This is a genomic window from Ligilactobacillus hayakitensis DSM 18933 = JCM 14209 (assembly GCF_000615845.1).
GTDB classification, from domain to species: domain Bacteria; phylum Bacillota; class Bacilli; order Lactobacillales; family Lactobacillaceae; genus Ligilactobacillus; species Ligilactobacillus hayakitensis.
Map to the genome: position 1 here is coordinate 22,557 of NZ_BAML01000017.1, position 9,534 is coordinate 32,090.

Genomic DNA, 9,534 nt, shown 5'->3' on the forward strand with positions numbered 1-9,534 from the left:
ACATTAATCTTTCTTACGTTTTGAAGATAAACCTAATAATAATCCCATAGAAGCAATTAACAATCCAACAATGCTTTGATTTGTTTTAGCCCCTGATGTTTGTGGTAATACTTGTGTATTTTCTTTTAGGGATGTACTTGGGTTTGTTTGTGATTTACTTGGTTTATTTTCAAAGTTTGCAACATAACTTTCAACGCGTGAATGAAGTTGAATTTTTTGTTGTAATTTTTGTACATTTAATAATTCTGATTGTGCTTTTTGATAATTTCTACTTGCTAAAGTAAATTTATCATAAACTACTTGGTATTCAGCTTGAGCTTTGGCTAGATTATTTGTAGCAACTTGATAGTTTGTTTGTGCATTTAATAGACTATCTAAATAAGCTTGTTTTTCTTGCAAAGTTTTTTGGGCTGAAGTTTGAGCTTGTTTAGCAACTACTAGGTTTTGGTTAACCTTATCAAATTCTTGTCGACATAATTCAGCTTTATGCGCTTTTTCATCAAGTTCTTGTTTATATCTTGCAAGAATTTCTTTAGCTGCATTCACTTCAGAGACTAACTTGCTATTTTGAGACATATTTTCATCTAAAATTTGACGTTCATTATCCAATACTTCTTTATTTGTTTGCACGTCTACTTTAGCTTGGTTCAATTCTACTTGTATTTTTGATACTTTTTCTGTAGCTTTTTCTAAATTATTTTGTGATGCAACTAATTTAGCTACTGTATTTTTATATTCTTCAATAACATTCTTTAATTTTTCATTTGCTAAAAGAAAATCACTTGCTGTCTTATCTTGAACAGTTTGTTTTTCAGCTAAATTATTTCGTGCTTCTTCTAAATCTTTTTGAGCAAAATCCAATTCACTTAATAATTTTTGTTCTACATTTGCTTTGTTATCTAAAGCTTCGTTATTTAGTTCTAATTGCTTTTGTGCGTTAAATAACTTATCTGTTAAATCTTTAACTTGCACTTGTGCAGCTAATAATTCATCAGTTATTTTGGCTTGTTGAACCAACAAATTATCTAATGTTTGTTTTGTATTTTGTTTTGTAGCTTGAGCAACAACTAAATCTTGATTTACTTGTTGTAATTTATTGCTTGTATCTTGCAATTTTTGTTGTGCAGCAGCTAATTTAGTCTTAGCTTGATCTAGTTTTTGCATTGCATCAGCAACAATTTGGCCTTGATTTCCAACTTGTTGTTGTAATTGATTTAACTCATTTTGCTTGCTAGCAACTGTCTTGTTAGCATTATCCAAATCACTATTGGCAGTGACCAATTCCTTTTGACTATTAGTTACATTGTCATTAATTGTTTGAAGCTTGTTAACAGCTTGAGTTAGCTCTTTTTTAGCTACATCTAAGCTTGCTTGAGCAGCGTTAATTTCTGGCGTATATTTTGCGACTTCATTTTCAGCAGCAGACAACTTTTGCTTCAATGTTGTTGTATCAATATCATATGTTTCACCTAAGTCATGCGGAACAATATTTTGATCTGTACTCTTATAATAAGTTTCCTCCCAAACTTGTCCGAGAGTTCCAGCATAAACAGTTAAGTGCATGTTTCCAAATCTATCAATTGCCCAACCTAAATAGTGATTATTATCAGTCGTTGGCATGTCAGCTAATAAAGTTGTAGTGTGGCCCCAATGTGAACCAGCATCATTAAATAACATCTCCACAATCCCATAGTATTGCAACGTTTTTAAGTCAGCCATTGTAAATTTTGAATTTTCATCCCAAATTTGAAGTGTACCATAGATTCTTTTATTCAAAACTGTTAATGTTTCTCTTCCAGTCAAGCCATATTTACTTTGACCGTACGTATTTGTTTCATAAAAGGCTTTATAATCATGATACTTATTTACTTGCGTTAAATCTGCTTCATGTTGAGTTAAATCTCTAGCAGCTTTATTGGCTGTTAATTTAGATAGTCCCATTTGATTACGGACATCATTCAAAATCTTACCGGCAAATTCTGTCATCTCAACTTTTTGAGCATCAGTCATACTACTGATTGTCAAAGTTGTGTTGAGGTCTTTTTCAGTTGGCGTATATCCAGGCATCACTACACGGAATTGGTTTTTACCAGATGCATCAGTTCCCAAGAAAACATAATCTAATCCAGATCCGCCTTTTAGAGTATCAGTGTCAAATCCATTAGTCTTTTGTACATTTAGGGCAGCGGATTCTAGTTTGCTTGCACCTTCACTTTCAAAAATAGCTTGAGGTGTCCATCCTGCTTGCACCCCAATTTTGTTAACTAACTCTTTATAGACATTCGTATATTCTGGAAGAATTTTGATGTGAGGAATATCTGCTAATTTTTCTTTGGCATCTGCTAAGTTAGCTTGCGCAGTTTTAGCTGCATCTTTTGCTTTTTGTAATGCTTGAGTTTCATCTTGAACTTTTTGATCTGCTACTTGTTTTTGACTTTGAACTTGCTTCAATTTTTCATTATCTGAAACTAGCTTATTTTTAGCATCATTTACTTTTTGTTTGGCAGCACTTTGAGTTCGTTTAGCACTTGCTAATTCTGATTGAACGTTACTTAATTGTCTACTTCCATCGTTATTAGTTAAATTATTAATTATTGCTTGAGCTTCTTGAACTTCTTTTTGTGCACTTTGAACTGCATTTTGAGCTTGAATTTGATCTGATTTTGCTTTAACTTGATTAGCTTGTGCTTTTGTAAGTGCCGTACTTGCAGCAACATCGTTTTTACTTGCCGTTTCTTTTTGTTCGTTTAAACTACTTGCTGCATTTTGTTTTTGATCTACACTATTATTTGCAGCTTGTAACTGTTTTGTCGCTTCATCAACAGCTTGCTTAGCAGCGAAAACCTTTTCAACGCTACCCAAATTATTCAAGGAATTCTTTAAATCGGCAACCTTTTGCGCTGCTTTACTTTCTTCTTTTTCAGCATTCTTTAAAGCTGCAGTAGTTATTTGTTTACTTTGGTTCTTTTCATCAACATCTTTTTGCATTGCTGCTTTCGTTTTTTTAACTTCCTCAGCTTTTTGTTGAATCTCGTTAACAGCATTTTGAGCTTCTCGTTGCGCTTGTGTGCTTTCTTGAAGATATTGTTGAAGTGATGCTTGATTATTTGTGGCTGCGTTTAAGTTAGCTTCCGCTTTGTTTACATTTTCTTGAGCTTTAACTACCCCATTTTGATTTAATTCAGCAACCTTGTTGTTAGTCTTAGCTAATTGTTCATTATATTTTGCTTCTGCCACATTTTTAGCTTGTTGTGTTGCTTGATTCTCAAGTTTTTTCTTATCTACTGCTTTTTGTTGCGCAGCTACATCTTTATTTTTTTTATCAACTGCGGCTTGTGCATCGACAACATCTTGTTTTGCTTTTTGGATCTCTCCATCTGTTGCTTTGTTGAGTAATGCTTGCTTTTCATTAACATCTTCCTTTAACTCAGCAACTTTTGTACTTACGTTATCCAAATTTGTTTTAGCTTCAGTGTACTCTTCTTTAGCTGCTTGCATATTTTCTTGCGCTTTTTTTGGTGATGTTTGTGTAGTAACCGCAACTTGATCGACATTTTTAACATTGTCATTAGTAGTTACATTATCAGCATTGGCAGTTGTACTAACACCACCAGAAACAATCGCTGTTGTCATAGCGGCTAACACTAATCCTTTTTGATTTCGACTTTTTTTCATAAAAACCCCTCCTAAAAATATTAAAATTCAATAATAATTTTATTTGAATTTTAACTATACCCCCATCAATTACTCAATGGTTACTCTAAGTGTATAACTCAATATAATTATACACAATTTATTTTAACAACAAAAAAAGTTATACGCAATTTATTTTAACAATAAAAAATAATCCCTCAGGCAAATACCCGAAGGATTATTAATCATTCTTATTTAGTTAGAGATACAGTGTACCAGCTACCGTCTTTAGTTGCAGGTGATAATGTCATACCTTTAACCTTTGTTGATACTGGAACAACACTGTAGTGGTATTGAACAGGAACAACGAATGCTTGTTCGTTCATGTATTCTTGCCACTTGTTGAATTGTTCTTTTCTGTAATCAGCGTCAAATGCTTTTTGTGAGTTCATTGCTGCTAATAAGTCGCTGTTTTCTTTTGTATTGAAGTGAGCGAAGTTAAATGGAGCAGCTGGTGAGTATAAGTCAGTTGGTGTTGCATCTGAACCTGTACTCCATGCACCCATGTACAAGTCAAAGTCTTTGTCATTTGTTTGAATCTTTTCAGTGTAGTTGTTAAAGTCTACGAAACGACCGTTGTATAATTTAACGTTAACACCGATCTTCTTCCATTGTTGGATGTAGTTACGTACAGCAGCTTCTGAGTTAGCTGAACCACCAGCAACCAATAATGTTAACTTCAATGGCTTGCCTTCAGGAGTCTTACGCATACCATCTTTACCCTTCTTGTATCCAGCTTTGTCTAACAACTTGTTAGCTTTGTCTAAATCTTGAGGGAAACCTTTAGCATCTTTGTCATGGTAGTCAGAGAATGCTGTAGGAATTAAAGTTGTAGCACGTGTTGATAAACCGTAACCGAATTTCTTAGAAACTTGGTCAATGTTCATTGCGTATGCTAAAGCTTGACGTAAGTTCTTGTCAGCGACTTTAGAATTCTTGTCCATGACACTGACACCATTCTTATCAGCGTGACCCACACGGAATCCTAAGTATGAGTAGTACAAGTCTTCTTTACCAAGCATCTTGTAACCTTTAGGTTTCTTGTTTTGGCCGTAAACTGATGATGGTTCTTCAAACATCAAGTCATATTTCTTTGATTTCAATGCTGCACTTGCTGATGAAGTTGCAACTGTTTCGATTGTGATCTTATCTAATTTTGGCTTACCTTTGTAGTAGTACTTGTTAGGTACCCATTCAGCTGATTCCCCTTGAACCAACTTGTTTAAGACGTAAGGACCAAAGAACAATGGTTTCTTACGGATCTTATCGCTTGATTCAAGTTTATCAAATGGCACATCTTTTAAGTAGTGGTATGGAGAAGCTGATTCCCAGATGACCCCGTTACCAGATGTTGTCATGTTAGGTGTTACTTTAGTAAAGTGTAGGACTGCCTTGCGGTCATTTACGATTTCAAAACCAGAAATCTTGTCTGCTTTACCTTCGTGGTATTCTTTCAAACCTTTAAGAGCTTGCAAACTTTCAGTGTAACGTTGTGATTTTGTTGCCTTGTTTGCGATGATTTCGTATGAGTATTCAAGGTCTTTAGCAGTTACAGGTTCACCGTCAGACCATTTAGCCTTTGGATTAAATGTAACTGTCGCTGTTTTTGCTTTACGATCAATCTTGATGTCAGCAGCGCCACCCTTAGCATACTTATAGTTCTTGTCTGTTGCAAACAAACTTTCGTTACCGAATTGAGAAACTGTTGAGTCAACGGCATCTGTTGATAAACCGTCATTAAAGATACCTTTAAATGCAGAGTCAGCAACAACCGCAGTTTTTAAAGTTCCCCCTTGCTTGGCTGGTTTATCATTCTTATAAGATTCTGGTAAGTTTACTTTAGTAGTTGCTTGATCAGCATTTTTGCTACCGCAACCAGCTAAAGCCAAGACAGCTAATGTTGTTGCTGCCATTGAAGTAAATAAATGTTTTTTCTTCATATGTAGTCCCCCTATATTGACTTTAAAAATTTATTAACCTAAACGTTGACGGGCATCGGCAGTTCTTCTTAAAACATTACCGATATATGAAATACCCACACAAATAACTAAGATGAGTAATGAAGCTGGTACCCATACCCACGGACGCCCAGTTAAAGTATCTGGGTCAGTGGCGTACCCGATTAATGTCCCTAAACTTGGAACATTATCTGGTAACCCAAATCCAAGGAAGGTTAGCCCTACTTCAATCCCAATATTTCCCGCTAAACTTAAGACACTATCAACAATGATAATTGAACTTAAGTTCGGCAAGAGTTCTTTAAACATAATTTTTAAATCAGATGATCCTGATGTTTTTGAAGCTGATATGTAATCTTTTTTAGCTTCAGATAAAGCTTTTGAGCGAATTAACCGGGCAGTTCCAACCCAGTAAAATGCTCCCATAACTAAAATGAAAGTCCACATTGAGTAGTGTGGGATAATTGTAACGATAACGATGATAATCATTAATGTTGGTAACGTTAGCATGAAATCTAAGAAACGCATCATTAAATTATCAACGCGACCGCCATAATATCCAGCCACAGTCCCATAAATAATACCGATAACTTCCATTAATACTGTCACCGCAAAACCGATAACTAAGGAATTTCTTGCTCCTAAAATCAGTTCGCTTAAAACACTCCGTCCACTTTGGTCAGCCCCTAGTAAAAATCCTGGTGTTCCAGGTACATTGTATTGATCCATGATGCTAACTTCCATCACCTTGCTTGTATTTAAAAACAAGGACCCCCCGAAGATAACAACAATCAATGTACTTAAAGCAATCAATGCCCCTAAAGCAAATTTATCTTGTGCAAATTCTCTCGCAATAACCGTTAAGTTAGAGGTTGCTTGGACATCTTTAAATTTTTCTTCTTTTGATTTACGTTTAAACATTTCCAAAACACCTCCTACTCGATTCTGATACGGGGATCAACAATACTTAAGATAATATCTGAAAGCAATGTTCCGATTAAGTTTAAAACCCCAAATAATAAAACTAATACGGTAATCACCGCGTAATCACGGTTGGTAATGGAATTAACGAATAATAATCCCATCCCTGGATATGAAAAGACCGTTTCAATAAAGATTGATCCGCCTAATAATCCAGTAATTGAATATCCCGCAAACGCTGCGATTGGAAGCAATGAATTTCTGAAAATATGCTTTGAAAAGACCTTCTTTTCGCGGACCCCTTTTGCGCGAGCAGTCTTAACGTAATCTTGGCGTTTAGCGTCGATAATTTCACTTCTTAAATATTGCACGACTCCGGTTGTTGAAAGTAGTGCCATTAAGATAGCTGGTAAAATCATGTGCGCGATTCTTGAGAAGAATACGGCCCAAAATCCATCAGCGCCTAAAGATACAGAACCTGAAGTTGGGAACCAACCTAAGATGTATCCAAAGAACCATAAACCTAATAAGTAAACTACAAAGGCTGGAATAGCGTATGAAATGTAGTTGTAGATTTGGATAGCCTTGTCTTTTTTAGAATCTTCATAACGTCCTGCAATTAATCCTAAAGGAATTGCTAAAGCGTAACTTAAAATTACGGTTAATAATGATAACCATAAAGTGTTCATCGCTCTACTCTTAATTAAATGAGCAACTGGTGTGTGGAATTGGTAACTCATTCCTAAATCCCCGTGGAATAAACGTACCACCCAGTGCCAGTATTGAACATACCATGGATCGTATAATCCGGCTTCAAGTTTTAAGCGGTGCATTTGCGCTGCACTTGTTTGCGGAGTAATCATCCCTGAAAATGGATCGCCCGGCATCATTTTAGCGAGTAAGAAAATTAATACACTTAAAACGATAACTTCAGGAATCATTATGAGGACCCGACGTAAAATTGTTTTCCACATATTATTGACCCCCTTCTTCAGGTAAAGCAACGAAATGCGTTTCTGAAATTTGTCTTAATGGATAAACCTTACCATCTTTATCGTAGTATTTTGATTGATCTTCATTAAATTCTTTTTCGATTTGGCGACGTTTCATCCGGTGTTGTTTCCGGTTTTTCACGTCAACTTCCGGAATCGCTGCCAGTAATCGTTTGGTATAAATGTGTTGTGGATTATTGTAGATATCTTCTTTTGTGCCCACTTCTACGAATCTTCCACGGTGCATAATCGCAAGGTGGTCGCACATGTGATGCACAACCCCTAAGTCATGAGAGATAAATAAAAATCCAATCCCATATTCACGTTGAATCTTTTTCATGTAATTCAACACTTGTGCTTGAACTGAAAGGTCTAAAGCTGAAACCGGTTCGTCAGCGACAATTAGCTTTGGATTAGTTGCCACCGCTCTTGCGACACCAATACGTTGTCTTTGGCCCCCAGAAAATTGATATGGGAACTTGTAAGCTGCATCTTCGTCTAAACCAACGGTGTTTAATAACTCAATCACGCGATCATGTAAAGCTTTACCTTCAAGGTTTTCAAAGTTTTGTAAAGGTTCCGCAATGATTTCAAAGATTTTCTTTCTTGGATTCAAAGAAGATAAAGAATCTTGGAAAATCATTTGAACATCTTGGTTGTAGTTAAGTTTATGTCTTGTTTTTGCATTTGTAATATCTTGTCCTTGGTACATGATTTGACCGCTAGTTGCTTTTTCAAGCCCGACAACGGTTTTACCAATCGTTGATTTTCCTGAACCTGATTCACCAATCAAACCATAGCTTTCGCCTTCTTTGATTTCAAAATCTACACCATCAACCGCATAGACATAATCTGTAATTCGGTTAAAGAAGCCGGAACGAATTGGATAATGAACATTTAAGTTCTTAACTTCAATTAAACTCATTATCTTTCACCTTCCTTTACTTCATCTTTAAATTTGAATGTTTGGTAACATGTACAACGTACGCTGTGACCTGGTTCAACTTCATGCATGGTTGGATTTTCTTCGTGAGATTCTGGGTCAACCCAAGAGACACGAGAAGAAAAACGACAACCTGTTTTTGGCATTTGCTTTAAGGATGGCACCATCCCGTCGATAACGTATAAATCATCATCGTCGCCAACTTGAGGCATTGAGCGAAGAAGTGAACGCGTATATGGATGCTTTGGATTTTCAAAGATTTGTTGTACCGAACCGATTTCAACAATTTGTCCCGCATACATCACTGCCACACGATCAGCTGTTTCAGCCACGACCCCTAAATCGTGAGTGATTAAGATGATTCCGGCGTGATTTTCATCTTGAATTGCGTGAAGTAAATCTAAAATTTGTGCTTGAATCGTAACGTCCAAAGCCGTTGTTGGTTCATCGGCGATGATAACTTCAGGCTTGCAGGCAATCGCAATCGCAATGATTACACGTTGTCTCATCCCCCCGGATAATTGGTGTGGGAATTGATGCGCCACACGCTTAGGATTAGGAATTCCAACTTGATCTAATAATTCCAACACGCGGGCTTGCTTTTGTTCTTCATTTAAATCAGTATGAATATCTAAACCTTCTTTAATTTGATCACCAATTCGCATTAATGGATTTAAGGCAGCCAATGGATCTTGGAAAATCATTCCGATTTCATTACCGCGGACATCATCCATTTGCTTATCGGGAAGATTTAAAATATTCTTTCCCTTATATGTAATACTTCCGGTCATTTTAGTTGAATTAGAATCATGTAATCCAATAATACTTGTTGCAAGGGTTGACTTTCCACAACCTGATTCCCCTACAATTGCGAGGACTTCATCATGCTTTAAGTTAATTGAAAGATCATCAATGGCTTGATAATATTGCCCATCAATTTTAAATGAAGTAGTTAAATTATTTACTTCAAGCAATTCTTCGTTCATCTTCTTCACCATCCTCCCAATTTCTATAAATAATTTCTAAG

Annotated in this window: 6 protein-coding genes; all 6 read right to left on the reverse strand. The window is 36.0% G+C overall.

Annotated elements, in window-relative coordinates; genetic code table 11:
• Positions 1-3: 3 nt before the first annotated feature.
• Positions 4-3,675 (reverse strand): SEC10/PgrA surface exclusion domain-containing protein, encoded by a 3,672-nt coding sequence (locus tag JCM14209_RS05785; RefSeq protein WP_025022606.1) that lies wholly within the window; start codon positions 3,673-3,675, stop codon positions 4-6.
• Between the two features lie 209 nt (positions 3,676-3,884).
• Complete coding sequence (locus tag JCM14209_RS05790) at positions 3,885-5,633, reverse strand: oligopeptide ABC transporter substrate-binding protein (protein WP_025022607.1); 1,749 nt, start codon at positions 5,631-5,633, stop codon at positions 3,885-3,887.
• 33 nt (positions 5,634-5,666) lie between these two features.
• The gene (locus tag JCM14209_RS05795) at positions 5,667-6,572 is read right to left on the reverse strand and encodes an ABC transporter permease (protein ID WP_025022608.1); all 906 of its coding nucleotides are present in this window, start codon (positions 6,570-6,572) and stop codon (positions 5,667-5,669) included.
• A gap of 14 nt (positions 6,573-6,586) precedes the next feature.
• Positions 6,587-7,546: an oligopeptide ABC transporter permease gene (gene opp4B / locus JCM14209_RS05800; protein ID WP_025022609.1), complete on the reverse strand. Its 960-nt coding sequence runs from the start codon at positions 7,544-7,546 to the stop codon at positions 6,587-6,589.
• 1 nt (position 7,547) lies between these two features.
• On the reverse strand, positions 7,548-8,489 hold the full coding sequence (locus tag JCM14209_RS05805) for an ATP-binding cassette domain-containing protein (RefSeq protein WP_035520044.1): 942 nt from the start codon (positions 8,487-8,489) through the stop codon (positions 7,548-7,550).
• Entirely contained in the window at positions 8,489-9,493 is a 1,005-nt protein-coding gene (locus JCM14209_RS05810) for an ABC transporter ATP-binding protein (protein WP_025022611.1), read from the reverse strand. Before JCM14209_RS05810 ends, JCM14209_RS05805 begins: the two co-directional genes overlap by 1 nt.
• Positions 9,494-9,534 lie beyond the last annotated feature (41 nt).

Excerpts from the sequence above, each read along its gene's own strand:
- JCM14209_RS05785 (WP_025022606.1), bottom strand. The coding sequence starts at position 3,675 with ATGAAAAAAAGTCGAAATCAAAAAGGATTAGTGTTAGCCGCTATGACA.
- JCM14209_RS05790 (WP_025022607.1), bottom strand. The coding sequence starts at position 5,633 with ATGAAGAAAAAACATTTATTTACTTCAATGGCAGCAACAACATTAGCT.
- opp4B (WP_025022609.1), bottom strand. The coding sequence starts at position 7,546 with ATGTGGAAAACAATTTTACGTCGGGTCCTCATAATGATTCCTGAAGTT.
- JCM14209_RS05810 (WP_025022611.1), bottom strand. The coding sequence starts at position 9,493 with ATGAACGAAGAATTGCTTGAAGTAAATAATTTAACTACTTCATTTAAA.
- JCM14209_RS05795 (WP_025022608.1), bottom strand. The coding sequence starts at position 6,572 with ATGTTTAAACGTAAATCAAAAGAAGAAAAATTTAAAGATGTCCAAGCA.
- JCM14209_RS05805 (WP_035520044.1), bottom strand. The coding sequence starts at position 8,489 with ATGAGTTTAATTGAAGTTAAGAACTTAAATGTTCATTATCCAATTCGT.